The sequence below is a fragment of the Streptomyces sp. 7-21 genome, from assembly GCF_016741785.1.
GTDB lineage: Bacteria > Actinomycetota > Actinomycetes > Streptomycetales > Streptomycetaceae > Streptomyces.
In genome coordinates this window covers 122,693-142,558 of the sequence record NZ_JAERRL010000006.1, presented here as the reverse complement: position 1 = coordinate 142,558, position 19,866 = coordinate 122,693, and the positions used below count along the sequence as shown (strand labels likewise).

Genomic DNA, 19,866 nt, shown 5'->3' with positions numbered 1-19,866 from the left:
AGGCGCGCGGCGGGGGCGGCCGGGGCTGCTGCGGCAGGTCGCCGGGGCCCGGCGGCCGGGAGGCCCGGCTGCTGGCTGCTGGCGTTGCCCTGGCAGCCGTCAGACCAGGCGGACGAGGGCCTGCACCGGGGCGTGGTCGGAGGGCCAGCGGCCGCGGACGCGGAAGTCGTTGATCGCAGCCGCCAGCACCTCCACCCGGTCGCTGACCAGGATCCAGTCGATACGGTCGCCGCCCTCGACCGGGTCGCCGTAGCCGGGGAACGTCCCCCAGCCCGGGGTGAGCTGGCGGCCCGCCAGCCAGGCGTCCGACAGTCCGCCCCCGGTGAGGATCCGGTAGGACTCCGAGCCCGGCGCGGGCGTGTTGAAGTCGCCGGTGAGCACGACGGGCAGCTCCGCGGGGAAGCCCTCGATCCGCTCGCGCACCAGGGCGGCGCTGCGCTGCCGCGACGGCTCCGACTGGTGGTCGAAGTGGGTGTTGACGTGGACGAACTCCCGGCCGGTGCGGCGGTCACGGAGCCGCACCCACGTCACCATCCGCACTATCGTGTTGCCCCACGTGGCCGAGCCGATCACGTTCGGGGTGTCAGACAGCCAGAAGTGGTCGAAGTCGAGCGGCTCGACGCGGTGGGTGTCGAAGTACACCGCCATGAACTCGCCGCGCCCGCCGCCCTCGCGGCCCAGCCCGATCCAGTCGTAGTGCGGCGGCAGATCCGCGCTGACCTGCGTGACCTGCGGGTACAGCGCCTCCTGCACGCCGAGGACGGTGGGCCGCTCGGTGGCCAGGAACGCCGCCAGCACCGGCCGCCGGTCCGTCCAGGAGTCGTCCGAGCCGGGCTCGGCGCCGCTGTCGTACCGGATGTTGAACGAGATGACGTGCAGCCGGTCTCCCGTCGCCTGGCCGATCACCGGCCGCCGCCGCGGCGCCGCGGCGGCGCGCGGCGTCCCGCCGCCGGCCGTCGCGGGGCCGGCGCCGAGGAGGCCGGCCGCCCCCGCGGCCCCGGCGGCGCCCGCTGCTCCCAGCACCCGTCTGCGTGACACGTCCATGGCTCGCTCCCCTGTGGTTCCGGAGTGGTCTTCCAGCGCCGCGCGCCGGTACTGCCGTGACGAGGGTGACGAGTGCGCGTGTGGGGCTGCCGAGGAGAAGGTTGCGCCCGGCCGAACGGCAGCCGAACCGCCGTGTTCAGGACGGCAGCCGCACCGAATGGCGGTGGCGGAACACGTCCGCCGGGTCCCACAGCCGCTTGGTCTCCTGGAGCCGGGCGTAGTTGTCCTTGAAGTACAGCCGGTGCCAGGGCACCCCGGAGGCGTTGTAGGCCGGATCGGTGAGGTCCGGGTCGGGCGAGTTGATGTAGCAGCCGTCGTACCGGTCGCCCGGCACCGGATAGCCGCCGCTGTCCGCGAAGACGTCGGCGTACAGGCCGCGCTGCCACGCCAGGTGCGCCTCGTCCTCGCCCGGGTCAGACCAGAAGCTCTCGAACAGCGCCAGGTAGGAGGCGTTGCGGTGGGCGTAGGCGACGGCGTCCTCGGGCACGTCGTTGCCGGGGCCGCCGCACACCGCGTACAGCGTGACCGTGGCCTCCGGGTTCGCGTAGTCCTCGCGGCTCATGGCCGCGTACATCGCGGCGCACTGCGCGCGCGTGAACGGCCCGCGCATATAGGCCGACTTCACGGCGCTGCGCTTGGTGCTGTCCGTCAGCGTGCCCGGGTCGAGATTGCCGATCAGCCGCACCAGGTCCAGCCACGCCAGCCGCCGCGCCGGCAGGTCCGGCATGCCCGTGCCCGCCGTCAGGGCCGCCACGTGCTCGGCCAGCATCCCCTCCGCGCCGGGCACCGTACCGTCCATCACGCACAGCACCGGAATCGCCAGATTCGCCCGGTGCCGCAGGAACACGCCGCCCGAGACGCTGTCCAGCGGCGCGCCCGCGGCGGCGTTGTCCGTGTACCAGGTGCCGAAGTTGCGTACCAGCGCGGTGAACGCCTCCTCCGTCAGGCCCTCCCACGGCAGCTCGCCGAAGCTGGCGAGCATCTCCTGGGGCGGGCGCGGCAGCAGGCCGCCCGGGTCCGGGCCGGAGGCCCCCGCGCTGCGGAACCAGAACCGCGTGATCACGCCGAACGAGCCGCCCCCGCCGCCCGTGCACGCCCACCACAGCTCCCGCAGCGCGCCCGTGGACTCGCGGGAGGCGATCACCGCGCGGGCCCCCTCCTCCTCGTCCGCCACGACCACCTCGACGGCCTCGATGTGGTCGGCCACCACGCCGTGCCGCCGCGACAGCAGGCCGTAGCCGCCGCCGGTGGCGTGCCCGGCGATCCCGACGTACGGGCAGACACCGCCGGGAACGGCCACCCCCCAGCGCCGGTAGAGCGTGTCGTAGATCTCCCCGAGACGGGCGCCCGCTTCCACCATGAACGCCTGCCGGCCGGTGTCGAAGCCGATCCGGTTCATCGTGGACAGGTCGACGATGACGTCGGCATCCGCGTGGTACACGAAGTCGGCGTAGCAGTGCCCGCCGCTGCGCACGGACAGCCGCTTGCCGGACCGGACCGCCTCGGCGACGACCGCGACGGTCTCCGCGGTGGTGCGCACCAGGTGCACCGCTTCGGGGGAGGCGACCCAGCGCTGGTTGTTGCCGACGACCAGGTCGCCGTAGCGCGGATCGCCAGGGCGCACCGTGACCAGGCCGTCCGCCGTGCCGGCCCGTGTCCCGTCCTCGCCGGCGGCGCGGGCCGGGCGCGGAAGCGCCCCGGCGCCGGCGACGGCGGTGGCTCCCGACAGCACGGCACGACGGCTGAGATTCGACATCACCAGGTCCTCCTGCCCGCGAACGTCCGGCCCGGACGCCTCAACTCACGCCTCGGTGACCAGCAGCCTAGGGGGAGCCAGGCCGCCGGTGCTTCACTCGCAGTGATGAGTCCGGGGTGATGAGTGACCGCCAGGCGCCCGGCGCGGACGGCAGGGGACAGGCGCGGGCGGGGGCGCGGGCGGGGCGCGACGGGTCTCGTCGGCCACCGGCCGCGCCGGTAGAGTCCGCGCCCATGAACGCAGACGCGCGCACGCTTCTCATCACAGTGGCGGCGACCGCGGTCGCCGCCCTCATCCTGGGCTGGGTGGCCCGGAGCTACGTCACGGAGCGCTCGCTCCGCCGGGTCCAGCGGTTCTTCGGGCTGCCGGACAACTCCGAGTGCGTCCTGGTCGTCGGCCGCGACACCGGCGCCGAGGGAGCCGTCGCGCGCAACGACGTCTTCGCGCTCCTCGAACTCGCCGCCGTCATCAAGAACTGCCGCGCCAAGGCCGAGGTCATATCCGGCGAGAGCGCCCGCCAGGGCTTCGGGGAACGCACCGAGTTCTGCATCGGGGGCCCGGTCTCCAACCGGCGCATGGCCGCCCACCTGTTCTCCCTGCTGCCGGGCGTGTCCGTCAACACGGACGCCGAACCGGGGCCCGACCGGGGGGCGTTCGTCATCGGCGGCGAGCGGTACCGCCTGGACATCGGCTCCGTCGAGTACGTGCTGCTGGCCCGGCTGACGGCCGGCCAGGAGGGGCGGCCGGTGTTCCTGCTGTGCGGGCAGCGCTCCGTCACCAGCCAGGCCGCCGCCCGGTACCTCGCCCGCCACCACGCCAGGCTCGCCCGCAAGCACGGCGCGCGCGGCAACTTCTGCCTGCTGCTGCGGGTGGTCAACTCCCAGGCCTACGGCCCGGACGTCGTCGAGCTCGTCGGCGACGTCACCCGCGCCGCCACCACCGCGCCCTCGGAGGTCACCTCTGGTAAGCGCAGCTGACGGTAAGTGACATTTCCTCGCCGGGCGGGTACGACAGCAGTCGGCTCGGGCTTGCGGACGGCCCGGAGAGGAGACGGTGATGAGCGACACCCGGCCGGTGTACCAGCGGATCGCCGACGACCTGCGGCGGCAGATCGACGAGGGACGGCTTCCCGTGGGCTCCCGTCTGCCCTCGCGCACGGAGCTGAAACGGGTCTACGCGGCCAGCGACCAGACGGTCGACCGGGCCGTGCGGGTGCTGAAGGCCGCCGGGTACGCCGTGGGACGGTTCGGGCTGGGGGTGTTCGTCAGCGACCGGGAGCCCGCCGGGTGCCTGGTGCGCTCCACGGGTGCCGTGGACAGCCCGCTGGCCGCGCTGCTGCGGCTGGGCGGCCCGGGCGCGGCCGGGCCCGCCGAACTCGACTGGGAGGCCGCCTCGGCCACCATGCCCGCGCCCGGGCCGGTCGCCGCGCGGCTGGGCATCGAGCCGGGCGACCCGGTGATGCGCACCCAGTACGAGTACCTCGCCGGCCGCCGCCCGCTCCAGCTCTCCACCAGCTGGGAGCCGCTGGCACTCACCGAGGGCACCGACGTCGCCTACCCCGAGCGGGGACCCTACGCCCGCAGGGGCGTGCGCGGGCGGTTTGCCGCCATCGGCATCCCGGTGGTGCGCGCCCGCGAGTCCGTCGGCTCCCGGCCCGCCACCACCGCCGAGGCCGAGGCGCTGGGCTGCTCACCGGGGCAGTGCGTCACGACTGTGGAGCGCACCCACTACGCCGCCGACGGCCGCGCCGTGGAGACCTCCGACACGGTGGTGCCGGGCGACCGCTGGCGGCTGGAGTACGCGCTGTCCTTCGGGGCGCCGCAGGCCGCCGCGTGGGCGGCGTCCGGTCAGGACTCGGAGACCTCCGCGTAGACCTGCGACAGCTGCGGTGAACCGGCGTCCGCCCACCCCTGCCCGGCGGCCACCACGTCGACCTCACGGCCCGAGGCCATCACCACCACCGGCTGCCCGCCGGAGCCCTGGGCCCAGCGGGCGCCCGGGACGGTGCGGACGATGACCGTCCCGAGGTACAGGCCCGCGTCGTTGCCCAGCCGTTCCAGCTCCTCCGGGTCGTCCCGCCAGCGGGGCAGCAACTGGTCGAGCTCCTCCAGCGAGGCGGGGTCGTCCGCCAGCTCGACGCCGCCGCTCTCGGCGCGGGCCCGCAGCAGCTCGCACTCGGACAGCAGTTCCGCGACCCCTTCAGGATCGGACCACACACCGGGCGGGGCCTCGTCCGGTCGCCTGCGCCAGCGTTCCAGGAAGGGGAAGTTCATGGCCACAGACTGGCATCCCGGCGGCGCCGGTTGCCACAGGCACGCGGCAACAGGCCGCAACACACGGCAACATGGGGCGCCGCGCCGCCCGCAGCGGGCCGGCGCGGCGCCGGCTCAGCCCGCCAGGTCGACGACGACGGGCGCGTGGTCCGAGGCGCCCTTGCCCTTGCGCTCCTCGCGGTCCACGTACGCGTCCTTGACGGCGGCGGTGAACGGCGCGTTCCCGAAGACGAGATCGATGCGCATGCCGCGGTTCTTCGGGAAGCACAGCTGCCGGTAGTCCCAGTACGTGAAGGGCACGTCGTACTTCAGCGCCCGGGGCATCACCTCGGACAGGCCGGTCTCCCGCAACGCGTCCAGCGCGGCGCGCTCCGCCGCCGTGACATGCGTGGCGCCCTCGAAGGCCGCGCGGTCCCAGACATCCTCGTCCCGGGGCGCGACGTTGAAGTCGCCCAGCACCGCGAACGGCGCGCCGCCGGCCGCCTCCGCCGCCGCGGTCTCCCGCAGGGCCTCAAGCCAGCGCAGCTTGTACGCGTAGTGCGGGTGGTCCACCTCCCGCCCGTTCGGCACGTACACCGACCACACGCGCACGCCGCCGCACGTCGCCCCGACCGCCCGCGGCTCGACCACGCCCTCGTACTCCGGGGCGCCCGGCAGCCCCGTCGTCACCGCCTCCAGACCGACCCGGGACAGCACCGCCACCCCGTTCCACCGGCCGCTGGCGTGCAGCGCGGCCTCGTACCCGGCCGCGCGCAGCGGCTCGGCGGGGAACGCCTCGGGGCCGCACTTGAGCTCCTGGAGGCACAGCACGTCCGTGCCGCTGCGCTCCAGCCAGGACAGCAGCCGCTCCAGGCGGACGGTGATCGAATTGACGTTCCAGGTGGCGATGCGCATGGGGCAGCCTTCCGCGGTTCGGCCAGGGGGTCAGAGGGTGACGGACTCGCCGGGGGCGAGCCGGACGTAGGCAGCGCCGCCCGTGCCGGGGCCCTGCGGGCCGAAGTTCCGCCCGTAAATGGCGAGCCCGGCCTCCGACAGCAGCGCGTCGTGGACCGCCAGCGCCTGCCGCGGGGAGACCTGCCGGACGTAGTCGGCGACCTCGGAGAACTTGTTCCACGGTGCGTGCACGGGCAGCAGCAGCGTGTCAACGGGGCGGCCGGGATCGGTGAGCGCGTCCCCGGGGTGGAACACGGCGCCGCCGTTCACCGCGAACCCGATGTTCGTGATCCGCGGCAGGTCCGGGTGGATCACCGCGTGCAGCTGGCCGTGCACCTCGACGCCGAAGCCGGCGGCTTCGAAGGTGTCGCCCTCGCCGACCGTGTGCACCCGGCCCGGATAGGCGGCGGACAGCCGCTCGGCGACGCTGCGCAGCGTCCACAGCTGCACGGCCGGGTCGGCGTCCAGGGCGGCGCGCAGCCGCCCCTCGTCGAAGTGGTCCGGGTGCTCGTGCGTGACGAGGAGGGCCTCAGCGCCCTCGGCCGCGTCCGGCTCGCTGAACCCGCCGGGATCGATGACGAGGGTCCGGCCGCCCTCGCTGAGCCGGACGCAGGCGTGCCCCTTCTTCGTGAGCTCCATGCCCACATTCTGCTATGCCGCACCGGCACTGCCGCCGCGGCTACGGCTGGCCGGCCCCCGCGCGCGCCTCGCGGCGGTGGTCGCGGAAGGCGTGGACCCGGCGGGCCATGGCGAACAGCGGGATCACCGCGCCCAGCACCAGCTGGAGCGAGCACCCGGTCTGGAGCATCAGCTCGCCCCCGGGCGCGTCGAGGGCCCAGGCGGTCAGCAGCGTCATGCTCAGCAGGATCCACGCCAGCATGGCGCCGGCCAGCGTGCCGCGCGGCTTGGGGTACTCCACCCGGCTCGCCATCAGCCAGGCCACGCCGAGAATCGCCAGCAGCGTGGGGACGAAGGGAAGCTCCAGCAGCACGATCGAGACGACCGTGAGCGCCCCGAACGGGCTCGGCATGCCCTGGAAGACGCCGTGGGGCGTGGCGACGCAGGAGAACCGCGCCAGGCGCAGCACGACGGCGAGCAGCACCGTGATCGCCGCGAGCGCGGAGAGCGGTTCGTGCACGTCGCCGACGACCATCCCCCACACCACGACGAAATAGGCGGGCGCGAGGCCGAAGCTGACCAGGTCGGAGAGGTTGTCCAGTTCGGCGCCCATGGGAGAGCTGCGCAGCTTCCTGGCCACCAGGCCGTCGAACAGGTCGAAGACAGAGGCGAACAGCATCAGCAGCACGGCCGTGGCCGCGTTGTTGCGCACCACTCCCTCGTCGCCGTGGCGGACCAGGTGCGGGATGAGCACCCCGGTGGTCGTGAAGTAGACGGCCAGGAAGCCGCAGGTCGCGTTCAGCAGGGTCAGCGTGTCCGCTATCGACAGCCGCATCGACAGCGGCATCTCCTCGTCGGCGTCCTCGGTTCCTGCCTCGGGGCGCCAGCGCCGCCGGACCTCGGAGGCCGCCTGCTCGGCGCGGTTGGCACGGTCAGTCACGGTCAAGGCGCGTCACCCCCGCCGTCGTGCGCTCGCCCACCGTGACGGCGGGCTCGATGCCCTCCGGGAGGTAGACGTCGACGCGCGAGCCGAAGCGGATCAGGCCGATCCGCTCGCCCTGCTCGACCTTCCGGCCCTCGGGCACGTACGGCACGATGCGGCGGGCTACGGCGCCGGCGATCTGCACGACCTCCAGATCGCCGAGTTCGCAGTCGAAGTGCCAGTGCACGCGCTCGTTGTTCTCGCTCTCCTTGTCGAACGCGGGCACGTAGCCGCCGGGGATGTGCTGGACCGAGGCCACGGTGCCCGCCACGGGAGCGCGGTTGACGTGCACGTTCAGCGGGCTCATGAAGATCGCCACCCGCGTCCTGCCGTCCTCGCGCGGCAGGATGCTCTGCACCACGCCATCGGCGGGGGACAGCACCCGCCCCTGGCCCAGCTCCCGTTCCGGGTCGCGGAAGAACCACAGCATGCCGGCGGCCAGCAGCGTGGCAGGAACGGCGGCGGCCGCCCAGCGACCGGAGCGGCGGGCGCGTACCAGGCTGACGGCGCTCGCGGCCACCGTGGGCAGCAGCCACGGCGAGGCCCCGCGGGCCAGACGCACCCGGACGCCGGTGGGAGAAACAGAGCGGTGAGGCATGGGAGACCTTCGTAGCGGGGAGAAGCCACGCGGAAACACTGCGGGCGGCTTACGCGAATGCTATAGGTGCCGGGCCGTAACTCGGCAAGCCAGCAGGCCGGTCGCGGCGATAACCGGCTGCCGTGCGGGACGGCCTCCGCCCGCCGGATGCCGCCGCGGCCGCGGGCGGAACTCCCCGGCGCCGGGCCGCCAAGCCGCCTGAAATGGGGGCATGCCGGACGGCTTGCGGCCGCGGGCCGTTCCCTTTTGTCCGCGCCGCGGAGCGGGAGGCGGCCACGGGCGGTGCCGGCGGCAGCGGTGATCATTATCCGGAAACCAGCGGTTGCCCCCGGCGCCAGGACCGGACGGCGCTCCGCAAGCGGGCGGAGGGCGCTACCGCCGGGTCGGGTCCGGGCTGCCGCCGTCCGTCCCCGCCGGCGGTTCGAAGGCGGTCGTGCGCCGCAGCCCCGCCGCGCGCCCCTTCCCGGCGATGACCAGCGCCATCTTGCGGCTCGCCTCGTCGATCATCTCGTCGCCCAGCATCGCCGCCCCCTTCGCGCCGCCCCGCGCGGAGGTGTGGTAAGCGTAGGCCTCGAGGACCAGCTCGGCGCGGTCGTAGTCCTCCTGCGAGGGCGAGTAGATCTCGTTGCACGCCTCGATCTGGGACGGGTGCAGCACCCACTTGCCGTCGAAGCCGAGCGCGGCGGAGCGGCGCGCCGATTCCCGGAAGCCGTCCAGGTCCCGGATCCGCAGGAACGGCCCGTCGATCGCCTGGAGGCCGTGGGCGCGGGCGGCGACCAGGATCCGCATCAGCGGGTAGTGGAAGGCGTCCGCCGGATACCCCGGCGGCTGCGCGCCGACGGCGAGGGACCGCATGTTGAGCGATGCCATGAAATCGGCGGGCCCGAAGATGAGGGCCGCCAGGCGCGGCGAGGCCGCGGCGATCTCGTCGACGCGCGCCAGCCCCGCCGCGTCCTCGATCTGCGCCTCCAGGCCGATGCCGCCGGCCGGCAGCCCCACCGCCTTCTCGATCTGCGTCAGCAGCAGATCCAGCGCCTGGATCTGCGTGGCGTCACGGACCTTGGGCAGCATCAGGCAGTCCAGGTGCTCCCCGGCGCCCTCGACCACCGTGACGACGTCGCGGTACGTCCACTGCGTGGTCCAGTCGTTGACCCGCACCGCCCGGGTCTTGCCGCCCCAGTCGCCCTGGGTGAGCGCCTCCACCACGGCCTGGCGCGCCCGGTCCTTGGCCAGCGGGGCGCAGGCGTCCTCCAGGTCGAGGAAGACCTCGTCGGCGGCCAGGCCCTGCGCCTTCTCGAGGAAACGCGGGCTGCTGCCCGGCACGGCCAGGCAGGAACGGCGGGCTCGGGGAAGACCGCGGTCGCTCATCGTGGGATCGCTCCTTGGGGAAGACCTCGGGGGAAGTGCCAGGGGTGCGCGGGATACGGAGAGGGGCGGCGGGAGGGTGCGGCGGGAGGGTGCGGCGGGCGCCCTGGAGGCCCGGCGGGCCGGGTCAGCCGCGGCCGCGCAGCGCCTGCTCGATGGTGCGCATGACCTCGCTCAGCGGGGCGTCGGTCCGCGCGACGGTCACCAGCACCTCACCCTGCGCGGACGCCGAGGCGGCCTCGTTCCGGGCGGGCAGCGTGGTCTCCGGCAGCGCTTCGAAGGCGCTGCGCACGATCGCGAACGCCCGGTCCAGATCCGCCTCCACGTCCCCCTTGCCGTCGCGCCGCAGCCAGCGCCGCAGCACGTGGTTGTGCGCCGTCACCACGGCGGAGGCCGCGACCTCGGCGAGCAGCGGCTCGTCCCCGTGGTGGGAGTTCTCGTCGAAGTGCGTCAGCAGGTAGCGCGTGAACAGCCGCTCGTAGCGTGACACCGAGGCGATCTCCCGCTCCCGGAGCGCCGGGACCTCGCGGGTCAGCTTGTACCGCTCGACGGACACGGCCGGGGAGGCCGCGTACATCTTCATGACCTCCTTGATGCCCCGGCAGACGGTGTCGATCGGGTTCTCCTGTGCGGGGGCGGCGTCCAGGACGGCCTTGACGCGCTCCAGGGTGTCGTCGTGGTCCGGGAAGATCGCCTCTTCCTTGGAGCGGAAGTGGCGGAAGAACGTGCGCCGGGCCACGCCGGCCGCGGCGGCGATCTCGTCCACCGTCGTGGCCTCGTACCCCTTCGTCGCGAACAGCTCCATGGCCGCCGCGGCGAGCTGGCGGCGCACCTTCAGACGCTGGGAGACCTGCGGACGAGCGGGATGTGCGGGCTGGACCATGGAAGGAACGTACTGCATCACTGTGTCCGGCCGCCCCCGGGTGGAAGGCGCCGAGCGCCTCACCCGCCCGGCGGCCCGGCCGCGTCGCGCACCAGCAGCGCTGCCTGGACGCGGTTGGCGCACCCCAGCCGGGCAAGCACCCGGCTCACGTAGGTCTTGATCGTCCGTTCGCTCATGTGCAGCCGCCGGCCGATCTCGGCGTTGGACAGGCCCTCGGCCACGAGCCGGGCCACCTCGTCCTCGCGCGGCGAGAGCGCGGCGAGCCGGGCGGCGGCCTCGCGGCGCCTGCGCACGTCGCCGGGGCTGACGACGCTGAGGACGGTCCGGGCCACGGCGGGGGAGAGGTAGGCGTCGCCGGCGTGGGCCGCCCGCACGGCGCGGATCAGCTCGTCGGGGGCGCAGTTCTTCAGCACGAACCCCGCGGTGCCGTTCTGGAGCGCGCGCAGCACGTTCGGCTCGGTCCCGAACGCGGTCAGCACCACCGGCCGCACGCCAGGGGCGCGCCGCCGCAGTTCCCCGGCGGCGGCGAGCCCGTCGAGGACGGGCATGGTGATGTCCAGCAGCGCCACGTCGGCGCGGTGACGCACCGCCAGCTCGACGGCGGCGCGGCCGTCGGCCGCCTGGGCCACCACGCCGATGTCGCCGGCCGACTCCAGCACGGCGCGGATGCCCGCCGTAATGAGCGGTTCGTCGTCGGCGACGACCACCCGGATCATCCGAGCCCCACCAGCATGCTCGCGGGCAGCACCAGCAGCACGCAGGCGGCGGAGGCCAGCGCCAGCGCGGTCGTCCGCGCCGGACCGGGCCCGGCCGGCGGCGCGGCGGGGCGGTCGTCCGCGCGCGGGGCCGCGGGCAGCATCGCCCGCAGCCGGAACTCCCCGTCCGTCACCTGGTGGTCGGCGAACCCGCCCGCGGCGCGGGCCCGTTCGGCCAGCCCTCGCAGCCCGTGCCCGCCCCCGGGCGGCGCGGCGGGAGCGGCGCCGGGCAGCGGGTTGGCGACCGCCAGCAGCACGGCGTCCGGCTCCCACGTGACCGACACGGCGACCGGCCGCCCCGGCGCGTGCCGGGCCGCGTTGCTCAGTCCTTCCTCGACGACGCGGTAGGCGGCCCGGCGCGTCTCCGCGGGCAGCGGCGGCGGCGTGCCGTGCTCGGTGAAGGACACGTCCATCCCGGCCGTGCGGAACTCGGCCGCCAGCCCGGCCAGTGCGGCGGCGTCCGGTGCCGGACCGGGCGGGCCGTCCGGCTCGCCGGCCCGCAGCGCGCCGACCAGGCCGTGCAGGTCGGTGAGGGCGTCGCGGGCCGCCCGCGCCAGATGGCGTGTCGTCTCGCGCTGCTCCGGCGGCAGGTCGGCCACTTCCAGCGCGGCGGCCTGGACGGACACCAGGCTCAGCCGGTGGCCGAGGGAGTCGTGCACCTCCCGCGCGATGCGCAGCCGTTCCCGCAGCCGCTCCCGCTCCGCCCAGCTGCGGTCATACCGCTCCAGGGTCTCGACCAGGCGGCGGTGCTGCGCCAGGTAACGGCCGGTCAGGCAGGGCAGCAGCACGAACACCAGGTGCAGGGTGACCAGGTGCGGCAGCGCGTCCGCTCCCGCGCCCGGCGCGGCGGCACGCGCAACCAGGCTGCCCGCCGCCGCCCCCGCCACCAGGGCCGCATCCCGCCGGGAGCCGAGGGCGTGCCCGGCCGCGCAGGCGGTCCACAGCAGCGAGCAGTAGGCCGCCTGGGAGACCGCCGCCAGCGCCAGCGCACCGGTCAGCGCCAGCGGTGGCCAGCGCCGCGCGGCCGCGGCCAGCAGCGCGGCGGCGCCCGCGAACGCCGCGAGCGCCCACGCCGGCGCGGCGCCCGCGTGCGCGGCGGCGGCGATGGCGGTGTCCGCCACCACCACGGCGGCGGCGAGGAGGAACCGGGGCATGCGGTTCAGCGTACGGGGCGCGCGGCGGGGCGGACCAGGGCCGGACCAGGGACGATGGTGGACACCGGGCGGCGACTTTCGCCGACAGCGCCGCGCTGGCCCCGTCCCTAGCGTCGGCCCCGTGATCGCCATCAGCAACCTGCGGAAGACCTACGGAACGGCGGCCGTCGTGGACGGCCTCACCTTCACCGTGCGGCCGGGCCGGGTGACCGGCTTCCTCGGCCGCAACGGGGCCGGGAAGACCACCACGCTGCGGATGCTGCTCGGGCTGTGCCCGCCGAGCGCGGGCACGGCGCTCATCGGCGGGCGCCGCTACCGCGACCTGCCGCGCCCGCTGTGCCAGGTGGGGGCGCTGCTCGACGACACGGAGCCGCACGGCGGGCACCGGGCGGAGCAGCACCTGCGGTGGCTGGCCCGCACCCACCGGCTGCCCGCGCGGCGCGTGCCGGAGGTGCTGGCCGCGACCGGGCTGGAGGAGCAGGCGCGCACCCGCGTGCGCGCGCTGTCGCTGGGCATGCGGCGCCGGCTGGGGATCGCCGCGGCCCTGCTGGGCGACCCGGCGACGCTGGTGCTCGACGAACCGGGCAACGGCCTCGACGCCGAGGGCACCCGGTGGCTGCGCGGCTTGCTCAAGGGCCTGGCGGCCGAGGGGCGGACGGTGCTCGTCTCCAGCCACCTGATGGGCGAGATGGCGCTGACGGCGGACCATGTCGTGGTGATCGGGCGGGGGCGGCTGCTGGCCGACAGCCCCACGGCGGAGCTGCTGCGGACGCACTCCGGCGCCCGGGTGCGGGTCCGCACGCCCGAGCCGGAGCGGCTGCTGCGGGCGCTGGCCGGGGCGGGCATCGAGGCCGCGCCCGGGCCGGACGGCGCGCTGCGGGCGTACGGCGTGCCCGCCGCGCGGGTGGGAGAGGTCGCGGCGGCGGCCGGGGTGCCGCTGCACGAGGTCGTGGCCCTCGCGGCCTCCCTGGAGGAGGCGTTCCTTCGGCTGACCGGGGACGACGGCGAGCACGGCGCTTGCCGCCCGGACGGGGCTGACGGCGCTGGCGAGGGGGTGCGGCGGTGAGCGGCGGCCGGAGCGAGGGCCGGGGGAACGGTCTGCGGGATATCGTGCGCGCCGAGTGGGCGAAGGTGCTCACCCTGCCCGCCGCGCGCTGGGCGCTGGCCTCGGTCCCGCTGCTGGGGGTGGCGTTCGGCGTGATGGTGGCGGCGGGGCAGGCCGGTGACGAGCCGGACGGCGCACCGGACGACGAGCTGGCGCGGATGCACCCGCTGTTCCCCTCGCTGCTCAGCCTGACGCTGGCGCAGCTCGGGCTGGTGGTCTTCGGGGTGCTCGCCGCGGGCGGTGAGTTCCGCGGCGGGCTGCTGCGGGCCTCGCTGCTGGCGGTGCCCCGGCGCGGGCGGTTCTTCGCGGGCAAGGCGCTGGCTGCCGCGGTCCCGGCCGCGGCGGTGTCCCTGGTGACCGTGGCGGCGACGTACGGGGTGACGCGCGCGGTACTGGGCGAACGGGCCAGCGGGCTGCGGGAACACGGGACGATCTGGGCCCTGGCCGGGGCGTGGCTGTACCTGACGCTGATCACGCTGATCAGCCTGGGCGCCGCCATGGTGCTGCGCGGTTCGGCACGCGCCCTGGGGCTGCTGCTGCCGCTGCTGTTCCTCAGCTCGCAGGGGCTGGGGAATGTTCCGGTGCTGCGCAGCGTGCTGCAGTTCTTCCCCGACCAGGCGGGCCTGGTGCTGATGCGGCTCGTCGCGCAGTCAGGGGCGGAGCGGTTCACGCGGGACTACGGCCCGGGCACGGCGGTGCTTCTGCTGCTGGCGTGGTCCGCCGCCGTCCTCGCGGCCGGCTGCGCCGTGCTGCGCCGTCACGAGGCCTGACGCCCCCGCCCGGCGGCGCGGCCCGCGGTCACCGTGCCGCCGGCAGCGCCGCCGCGTCCCGCGCTTCGGTCACCCGCGTCCCCGCGATCCCGGCCGTCCGCTCCGTCCCGCGCCGGTGGAAACGCCGGGCGCACGGACAGCGCGTGCAGCCCGCCGTCCCCGGCGCCGCTGGCGTCCGTAGTCCTGTCCGGCCGGTAAGGGCCGGCATCCGCCCGGCCCAGGATGTCCGTCGGCGGCGGTCCGGGCGACCAGGTGCACCGACCGGGCCGGCCGCTGCTGCGCCGCGGAACGCAGGCGCTCGGCCGTGCGCTGCACGCTGATGCTGTCCGGGTAATCCTGCGGCAGCAACCCGCGGTAGGCGCGGCGCCAGCCCCGAGCGCGCACGTCAGCGAGCCAGCGCCTCGTCGGCCGACACCTGTGTGATCTCCCGGATCTCCAGCTCCTCATGCCGTCGATCCAGGCCCGCCGGTGACAGCCCGTCAGGGCGTTGCGCGCGCCCGGCGGTCCCGTTCCGCATGGCCTCACGGGGTGCTTACGATGGGTGCCGCCCGCTGCGGGCGCGCCGTGACGAAGGGAGAGCAGTGTCCGTCGACGTCTCCGGCTGGGGGGAGCTTCCCGCGTCGTTCCTCGCCCCCGGTACGCCCTCGTTCCTCGACTTCCTCGCCCGCCACTCGCCGCAGTCCCTGCCGTCGCACCGCACCCCGCCGCCCGGAACGGACGCCGGTGAGGTGCCGCACGGCACGACGATCGTTGCCCTCACGTACGCCGACGGCGTGCTCATGGCCGGCGACCGCCGCGTCACCGCGGGGAACGTGATCGCCCACAAGGAGACGGAAAAGGTCTTCCCCGCGGACGACTACGCGGCCGTCGGTATCGCGGGCAGCCTGGGCCTGGCCGTGGAGATGGTGCGGCTCTTCCAGCTGGAGCTGGAGCACTACGAGAAGATCGAGGGCGTCCCGCTGTCGCTCGTCGGCAAGGCCAACCGCCTGACGTCCATGATCCGGGGCAACCTGGGCATGGCGCTGCAGGGCCTGGCCGTGGTGCCGCTGTTCGCGGGCTACGACCTGACGGCGCGGCGCGGCCGTATCTTCGTCTACGACGTCACCGGCGGCTACCAGGAGGAGCGCGCCTTCGCGGGCACCGGGTCCGGCTCCCCGTACGCCAAGAGCGCGCTGAAGAAGCTCTACCGCGAGGGCATGGGCGAGACGGACGCCGTCACCGCCGCCCTCCAGGCGCTGTACGACGCCGCCGACGACGACACCGCCACCGGCGGCCCCGACGCGGCGCGCGGTCTGTACCCCGTGGTGGCCACCGTCACCGGGGACGGTTACCGCCGGCTGACGGACGACGAGGTCGCCGCCCTGGCGCGCCCCGTCCTGGAGGGCCGCGACGCCGATCCGGACGGTCCGCGCGCGCCGGTGCGCTGACCGCGAAGACCACGGACGGGCGAAGGGCCCGGGGGCAGCATCCCCCGGGCCCTTCGCCCGTCCGTCACGCCCGTCCGTCACGCGCGGCCGGGGTCGCAGTCGGGGCAGCCGGGCGTGCCGCCCCCGGCGGTCAGCGGCCGCTCGCCCGCGGGATCGGGGTCATCGGGCGCGTACGCCATCCGCAGCCGGCCGCACGAGCAGCGGCTCCACACCACCAGGCCACCGCTGACCCGGTGCCGCGAGAGCTCGCGCGGCCGGGGGCGGGACGGAGTCGGGTCAATGCCGGTGCTGAGGGGGATCGCTGAGGTCATACCAGAGAGTCTCGGACCCGGATTCGTGTACGTCCATCGCACGTTTCTGAGGGTAATCGTGCAAAATTATTGCATGATTGATCTCCGCCGGCTCCAGGTGCTCCGCGCCGTCCACCAGCACGGCACCGTCACCGCGGCCGCCGCTGCCCTCCACCTGACGCCCTCCGCGGTCTCCCACCAGCTGAGGGAGCTGGCCAAGGAGCTGCGGATCACCCTCGTCGAGCCGCAGGGCCGCCGGCTCCGGCTGACGGCCGCCGCCCACCTCGTCATCGAGCACGGCGAGGCGCTGCTGGCCCGCTGGGAAGAGGCGGACGCCGCCCTGGAGTCCTACCGCCAGGGCGAGGCCGGGCTGCTGCGCCTGTGCGGCTTCCCCAGCGCCGTCACGAGCCTGCTCGCCCCGGCCACCGCCCTGCTGCGCGAGCGTGCCCCCGGCCTGACGGTGTCCGTCACCGAGTGCGAGACCCCCGCCGGCTTCGACATGCTGATGTCCACCGACGCCGACATCGCCGTGCTCGCCCCCTCCGAGGACTTCCCGCACCCCGGGGACGCGCGATTCGACCAGGAACCGCTGCTCGACGAGCCCCTCGACCTGCTCGTCCCTGCCGGCCACCGCCTCGCCGGGCGGAGCGAAGCGGGGCTGGACGAAGCCGCCGCCGAGGACTGGGTGCTCCCGGTCCCCGGCTCGTGCGACCACTTCGCGCGCGTCATGGTCTTCTGCTCGCTGGCCGGCTTCACCCCGCGCGTCACCCACCGCGCCAAGGAATGGTCCGCAATCTCCGCGATGGTCTGCCACGGCCTGGGAGTCTCCCTCTATCCCCGGCTCAGCCACATCCCGCCGCACCACTCCGTGGTCCGGGTGCCCGTCACCGGCCAGCCCCGGCTGCACCGCCGGATCCTCACGTGCGTGCGCCCCGGGGGGCGCTCCCACCCCATGGTGCGGCAGGGGCTCGACGCGCTGCGCGAGGTGGTCGCCGGGCACGCGCTGCGGCCCCTCGGCGCGGCGGCGTGAGCGGCCCGGCGGGCGTCAGCCGCCGCAGGTGAGGCGGGGGTTGTCGGCCGCGAAGAGGTCGTGCGGTGCGGGCTCCCACAGCCAGACGTGGAGCGTGTAGTACCCCACCGCCGGCGACTGCTCGAACTCCTGGCCGAAGAGCGTGGCGGGGGTGTGGGAGACGTACTCGATGCCGTGGAGCACCAGCGTGCCGTCCGGGCCGGCGTCGTAGACGAGGGCGTTGGGCCGCAGCACGTCCAGCTCCTCCGGGCCCTGGGCCACCTCGCGCAGGTAGTGGATCCCCTTCTCCGGCGTGCAGGGAGAGGTCTGCTGGTACCCGTCGGACTCGGCCCGCGCCACGTCCCGGTACGGGGCGGTGGCCGCCTTCGCCGCGAGGAGCTGCCCGGCGTACACCGCGCCGGCGGCGGTGTGGTGGCCTCCGGTGCTCACCGGAGCCCCGGCGAGCGCGGCGGACGGGCCCAGCGCCAGGGCGGCCGTGAGGGCGAGCGGCCCGGCCAGAAGAGCGTGCGTGCGCATGGCGGCTCCGGTGTCTCTCTGCTGCGTCTGGTGAATCTCTGGTGAGCGAGGGAACGGGCCCGCGCGGTCGCGCGGCTGCGGCCCGGCCGGAGGACAGCCAGCCGGCCAGCGCCAGCGTAGCCGCGCCGCACCGCACCGGGCGCCGGCGCACGCGCCGTGGCGCGGCCCGCCGGACGCGCCGCTGACCAGGCGGTTCCGGGCGCGCCAGGCCGCCACGGCTCCCCAGGTTTCACCCCATCGGGGTCAGCCGCAGCAGCAGCGCGGTGGGTGTGCGGGGCAGCGAGACGGTCAGCTGCGCCGCGTCCGGCGCCCACGTGGCGGTGCCCGCCGGCGCCGCCGGGTGGAGCACCTCGACCGCCAGCGGGACGTCCCGCAGCGCGGGCAGCGGCAGCACCCGCTCGGTGTCCCCGCCGGCGCGGTGCCAGACCGTCAGGTAGCGGCGCTCGCCCGCCCGCAGGCCCAGCGCCAGCCACGGGTCCTCCCAGCCCGGCAGGCCGAGCGGCCAGAACGGCACCGCCCCCGGCAGGTCGGCGCGGATGTCCTTGTAGACGGCCACCGCCTGCGCGACGCACCGCCGCTGCGCGGGAGACATGCGGTCCAGGTGCCCGGACAGGTGCACCCGCCCCAGCAGCGCGCCCGCCAGCGCGAACGCGATCTCGTCGTCGCTGAACTCCGGCTGCGGGTACGCCCACACCGCCCCCTGCTCCGGCGGCACGGCCGTCGGCGCCGCGGCGGCGATCGGCGGGTAGCGCAGGAAGTCCTGCTGGTCGCTGGTGGACTGGAGCGGCAGCAGGCTCAGCGAGGCGCCGTCCATCCGCATGCCGCCGGAGGCGCAGTTCTCCAGGACCAGGTCCGGGTAGCGGTCGAGCACGTCCGCCAGCCACGCGTGGTACGCCCGCACGTGCCCCAGCAGCCCGGCGCCCGGGCCGGCCGCACCGGCGTCCGTGCCCGGCGGCACGCTGATGTTGTAGTCCAGCTTCAGGTAGCCCACACCCCACTCGCCGGCCAGCCGGTCCACCGTCGCGTCCAGATGGGCCCGCGCCGCCGGGTGGCGCAGGTCGAGCTGGTAGCGCCCGTGCTCCCGCACCCGCACGCCGCCGCGCCGGAAGAACGCCTCGTCGGGCAGCGACCGCGCCAGCGGGCTGCGCACGCCGACCACCTCAGGCTCCAGCCACAGCCCCGGCACCATGCCGCGCTCCCGGATCCGGTCGAGCACCTCATGGATGCCGCGCGGCCCCGGGAACCGGCTCGCGGCCGGCTCCCAGGCGCCGACGCTGTCCCACCAGCCGCGGGCGTCGTCGTCGTACCAGCCGGCGTCGATGACGAAGTACTCGGCGCCCGCCTCGGCCGCGGCATCGATCAGCGGCAGCAGCTTCCCGGTCGTGGGGTCGCCGCGCAGGGTGTTCATGTAGTCGTTGAAGATCACCGGCAGCCGGGCGTGGTCCGGGTGCGGACGCCGCCGGGCGCGGCGGCAGGCCGTCAGCGCCGCCAGGGCGCCCTCGAAGCCGTCCGCGCAGACCGCCAGCGCGGCGGGCACCGTCGTGAACGACTCGCCCGGGCCCAGCGGCTGCGACCAGTGGTGCTCGGTGTCGACCGGACCGTGGAGCGCGAGGTACGTGCTCCGCTCGCGTTCGCCCGCCTCCCAGCGCCAGCCGCTGGCAGACTCCACCTCCCACAGCCACGCCGTTCCGGTGCGGCGGTCGGTGAGCGCGCCCATCGGCAGGTGCCCGGCGGTGGGCCAGCTGCCCTGCCCGGCCAGGACCACCGCGCCCCGGCCGTCGTGGTCGTGGACGGCCCGGTGCAGGTCCGGCAGCCGCGCCCGCAGCGGCTCGCGGCGCCAGCGGCACTCCGCCAGCCAGTCGTTGTCCGCCCAGCGCACATCGAGCGCGGCGGGGGAGGGCAGGCCGCCGAGGGTGAGGGAGGAGACGGCCAGCAGCACCAGCGGCGCCTCCCCCTCGTTGACCAGCCGGACCCGGGACCGCACGGCCGGCACGCCGTCGGGGGAGTCGAGCAGCACCTCGGCCGCCAGGCCCGACTCCTCGTCACGCAGCCGCAGCCGCAGCCGGTGCCAGACGCCCTCCCGCGATGCCTCGTGGCTGCGCAGCCGCAGCCGCGCCCCCGCCGCCGTCTCGATCGCGCGCCGTCCCGACCAGTCGCTGCCGTGCCCCAGCAGCAGCACCTCCACCACGGGAAGGGCCGCCGCCAGCGGCAGGTCCGGCGCCCCGGGCGGACCGAGCCGCACCGTCCGCACGGAGCCGTCCGGGGCGGTGGCGAACGCGGCGGTCAGGGCCGCGTGCCCCCACTCCACCGCGGGTACACCGCCGCCGCCCGTCCCCGTCCCGCTGTGCTCCGCCTGTTCTGGCACGT

The 19,866-nt window shown here is 75.3% G+C and carries 20 protein-coding genes; 6 read left to right on the top strand and 14 right to left on the bottom strand.

Features of this window, described 5'->3' with window-relative positions; translation table 11 throughout:
- Positions 1–99: 99 nt before the first annotated feature.
- Entirely contained in the window at positions 100–1,044 is a 945-nt protein-coding gene (locus JK356_RS09975) for an endonuclease/exonuclease/phosphatase family protein (RefSeq protein WP_201867264.1), read from the bottom strand.
- Between the two features lie 136 nt (positions 1,045–1,180).
- Complete coding sequence (locus JK356_RS09970) at positions 1,181–2,800, bottom strand: FAD-binding oxidoreductase (protein WP_201867263.1); 1,620 nt, start codon at positions 2,798–2,800, stop codon at positions 1,181–1,183.
- Positions 2,801–3,033: 233 nt separating this feature from the next.
- Between JK356_RS09970 and JK356_RS09965 the strand changes: the two genes are divergently transcribed.
- Together JK356_RS09965 and JK356_RS09960 are read left to right on the top strand one after the other, a co-directional pair.
- The gene (locus tag JK356_RS09965; protein ID WP_201867262.1) at positions 3,034–3,777 is read left to right on the top strand and encodes a hypothetical protein; all 744 of its coding nucleotides are present in this window, start codon (positions 3,034–3,036) and stop codon (positions 3,775–3,777) included.
- A gap of 79 nt (positions 3,778–3,856) precedes the next feature.
- On the top strand, positions 3,857–4,672 hold the full coding sequence (locus JK356_RS09960) for a GntR family transcriptional regulator (RefSeq protein WP_201867261.1): 816 nt from the start codon (positions 3,857–3,859) through the stop codon (positions 4,670–4,672).
- Here the strand turns inward: JK356_RS09960 and JK356_RS09955 are convergent.
- From JK356_RS09955 to JK356_RS09915, 9 genes are all read right to left on the bottom strand, one after another.
- Entirely contained in the window at positions 4,648–5,073 is a 426-nt protein-coding gene (locus JK356_RS09955) for a DUF6278 family protein (protein WP_201867260.1), read from the bottom strand. The two genes, JK356_RS09960 and JK356_RS09955, sit on opposite strands and share 25 nt — an antisense overlap.
- A 114-nt stretch (positions 5,074–5,187) precedes the next feature.
- The gene (locus JK356_RS09950; RefSeq protein ID WP_201867259.1) at positions 5,188–5,967 is read right to left on the bottom strand and encodes an exodeoxyribonuclease III; all 780 of its coding nucleotides are present in this window, start codon (positions 5,965–5,967) and stop codon (positions 5,188–5,190) included.
- A 30-nt stretch (positions 5,968–5,997) separates the two neighbouring features.
- Positions 5,998–6,645 (bottom strand): MBL fold metallo-hydrolase, encoded by a 648-nt coding sequence (locus JK356_RS09945; RefSeq protein WP_201867258.1) that lies wholly within the window; start codon positions 6,643–6,645, stop codon positions 5,998–6,000.
- Positions 6,646–6,685: 40 nt separating this feature from the next.
- Complete coding sequence (locus tag JK356_RS09940) at positions 6,686–7,471, bottom strand: phosphatidylcholine/phosphatidylserine synthase (RefSeq protein ID WP_201867408.1); 786 nt, start codon at positions 7,469–7,471, stop codon at positions 6,686–6,688.
- Between the two features lie 85 nt (positions 7,472–7,556).
- On the bottom strand, positions 7,557–8,204 hold the full coding sequence (locus JK356_RS09935) for a phosphatidylserine decarboxylase (RefSeq protein WP_201867257.1): 648 nt from the start codon (positions 8,202–8,204) through the stop codon (positions 7,557–7,559).
- 372 nt (positions 8,205–8,576) lie between these two features.
- A complete protein-coding gene (locus JK356_RS09930; RefSeq protein WP_201867256.1) occupies positions 8,577–9,572 on the bottom strand; it encodes a CoA ester lyase in 996 nt (331 codons plus the stop codon).
- Positions 9,573–9,696: 124 nt separating this feature from the next.
- On the bottom strand, positions 9,697–10,470 hold the full coding sequence (locus JK356_RS09925) for a TetR family transcriptional regulator (RefSeq protein ID WP_201867255.1): 774 nt from the start codon (positions 10,468–10,470) through the stop codon (positions 9,697–9,699).
- Positions 10,471–10,511: 41 nt separating this feature from the next.
- Positions 10,512–11,168, bottom strand: coding sequence for a response regulator transcription factor (locus JK356_RS09920; protein ID WP_201867254.1), 657 nt, complete (start codon positions 11,166–11,168; stop codon positions 10,512–10,514).
- Complete coding sequence (locus tag JK356_RS09915; protein ID WP_201867253.1) at positions 11,165–12,361, bottom strand: sensor histidine kinase; 1,197 nt, start codon at positions 12,359–12,361, stop codon at positions 11,165–11,167. The genes JK356_RS09920 and JK356_RS09915 overlap by 4 nt, the downstream gene beginning before the upstream one ends.
- Before the next feature lie 121 nt (positions 12,362–12,482).
- Here JK356_RS09915 and JK356_RS09910 point away from each other — a divergent pair, with 121 nt between their 5' ends.
- From JK356_RS09910 to prcB, 3 genes are all read left to right on the top strand, one after another.
- Positions 12,483–13,427 carry an ATP-binding cassette domain-containing protein gene (locus tag JK356_RS09910; protein WP_307815509.1) on the top strand — a complete coding sequence of 315 codons (945 nt, stop codon included), beginning with the start codon at positions 12,483–12,485 and terminating at the stop codon, positions 13,425–13,427.
- Positions 13,424–14,236, top strand: a complete 813-nt coding sequence (locus tag JK356_RS09905) for an ABC transporter permease (protein ID WP_201867251.1) — start codon at positions 13,424–13,426, stop codon at positions 14,234–14,236. Before JK356_RS09910 ends, JK356_RS09905 begins: the two co-directional genes overlap by 4 nt.
- Before the next feature lie 581 nt (positions 14,237–14,817).
- Positions 14,818–15,663, top strand: a complete 846-nt coding sequence (prcB, locus tag JK356_RS09900) for a proteasome subunit beta (RefSeq protein WP_307815508.1) — start codon at positions 14,818–14,820, stop codon at positions 15,661–15,663.
- A gap of 77 nt (positions 15,664–15,740) precedes the next feature.
- Here prcB and JK356_RS09895 read toward each other — a convergent pair whose 3' ends face one another.
- Entirely contained in the window at positions 15,741–15,974 is a 234-nt protein-coding gene (locus JK356_RS09895; protein ID WP_201867249.1) for a hypothetical protein, read from the bottom strand.
- A gap of 73 nt (positions 15,975–16,047) precedes the next feature.
- On the opposite strand from JK356_RS09895, the gene JK356_RS09890 reads away from it, so the two are divergent.
- Positions 16,048–16,983, top strand: a complete 936-nt coding sequence (locus JK356_RS09890) for a LysR family transcriptional regulator (RefSeq protein ID WP_201867248.1) — start codon at positions 16,048–16,050, stop codon at positions 16,981–16,983.
- Positions 16,984–16,998: 15 nt separating this feature from the next.
- Here the strand turns inward: JK356_RS09890 and JK356_RS09885 are convergent, their stop codons facing one another.
- Positions 16,999–17,499 carry a hypothetical protein gene (locus tag JK356_RS09885; protein ID WP_201867247.1) on the bottom strand — a complete coding sequence of 167 codons (501 nt, stop codon included), beginning with the start codon at positions 17,497–17,499 and terminating at the stop codon, positions 16,999–17,001.
- A 229-nt stretch (positions 17,500–17,728) separates the two neighbouring features.
- Complete coding sequence (locus tag JK356_RS09880; RefSeq protein ID WP_374100635.1) at positions 17,729–19,864, bottom strand: alpha-galactosidase; 2,136 nt, start codon at positions 19,862–19,864, stop codon at positions 17,729–17,731.
- Between the last annotated feature and the right edge of the window lie 2 nt (positions 19,865–19,866).

Bases quoted from the DNA above. Each gene is read 5' to 3' on its own strand.
- JK356_RS09975 (WP_201867264.1), bottom strand. From the start codon at position 1,044: ATGGACGTGTCACGCAGACGGGTGCTGGGAGCAGCGGGCGCCGCCGGG.
- JK356_RS09970 (WP_201867263.1), bottom strand. From the start codon at position 2,800: ATGTCGAATCTCAGCCGTCGTGCCGTGCTGTCGGGAGCCACCGCCGTC.
- JK356_RS09965 (WP_201867262.1), top strand. From the start codon at position 3,034: ATGAACGCAGACGCGCGCACGCTTCTCATCACAGTGGCGGCGACCGCG.
- JK356_RS09960 (WP_201867261.1), top strand. From the start codon at position 3,857: ATGAGCGACACCCGGCCGGTGTACCAGCGGATCGCCGACGACCTGCGG.
- JK356_RS09955 (WP_201867260.1), bottom strand. From the start codon at position 5,073: ATGAACTTCCCCTTCCTGGAACGCTGGCGCAGGCGACCGGACGAGGCC.
- JK356_RS09950 (WP_201867259.1), bottom strand. From the start codon at position 5,967: ATGCGCATCGCCACCTGGAACGTCAATTCGATCACCGTCCGCCTGGAG.
- JK356_RS09945 (WP_201867258.1), bottom strand. From the start codon at position 6,645: ATGGAGCTCACGAAGAAGGGGCACGCCTGCGTCCGGCTCAGCGAGGGC.
- JK356_RS09940 (WP_201867408.1), bottom strand. From the start codon at position 7,471: ATGCCGCTGTCGATGCGGCTGTCGATAGCGGACACGCTGACCCTGCTG.
- JK356_RS09935 (WP_201867257.1), bottom strand. From the start codon at position 8,204: ATGCCTCACCGCTCTGTTTCTCCCACCGGCGTCCGGGTGCGTCTGGCC.
- JK356_RS09930 (WP_201867256.1), bottom strand. From the start codon at position 9,572: ATGAGCGACCGCGGTCTTCCCCGAGCCCGCCGTTCCTGCCTGGCCGTG.
- JK356_RS09925 (WP_201867255.1), bottom strand. From the start codon at position 10,470: ATGCAGTACGTTCCTTCCATGGTCCAGCCCGCACATCCCGCTCGTCCG.
- JK356_RS09920 (WP_201867254.1), bottom strand. From the start codon at position 11,168: ATGATCCGGGTGGTCGTCGCCGACGACGAACCGCTCATTACGGCGGGC.
- JK356_RS09915 (WP_201867253.1), bottom strand. From the start codon at position 12,361: ATGCCCCGGTTCCTCCTCGCCGCCGCCGTGGTGGTGGCGGACACCGCC.
- JK356_RS09895 (WP_201867249.1), bottom strand. From the start codon at position 15,974: ATGACCTCAGCGATCCCCCTCAGCACCGGCATTGACCCGACTCCGTCC.
- JK356_RS09890 (WP_201867248.1), top strand. From the start codon at position 16,048: ATGATTGATCTCCGCCGGCTCCAGGTGCTCCGCGCCGTCCACCAGCAC.
- JK356_RS09885 (WP_201867247.1), bottom strand. From the start codon at position 17,499: ATGCGCACGCACGCTCTTCTGGCCGGGCCGCTCGCCCTCACGGCCGCC.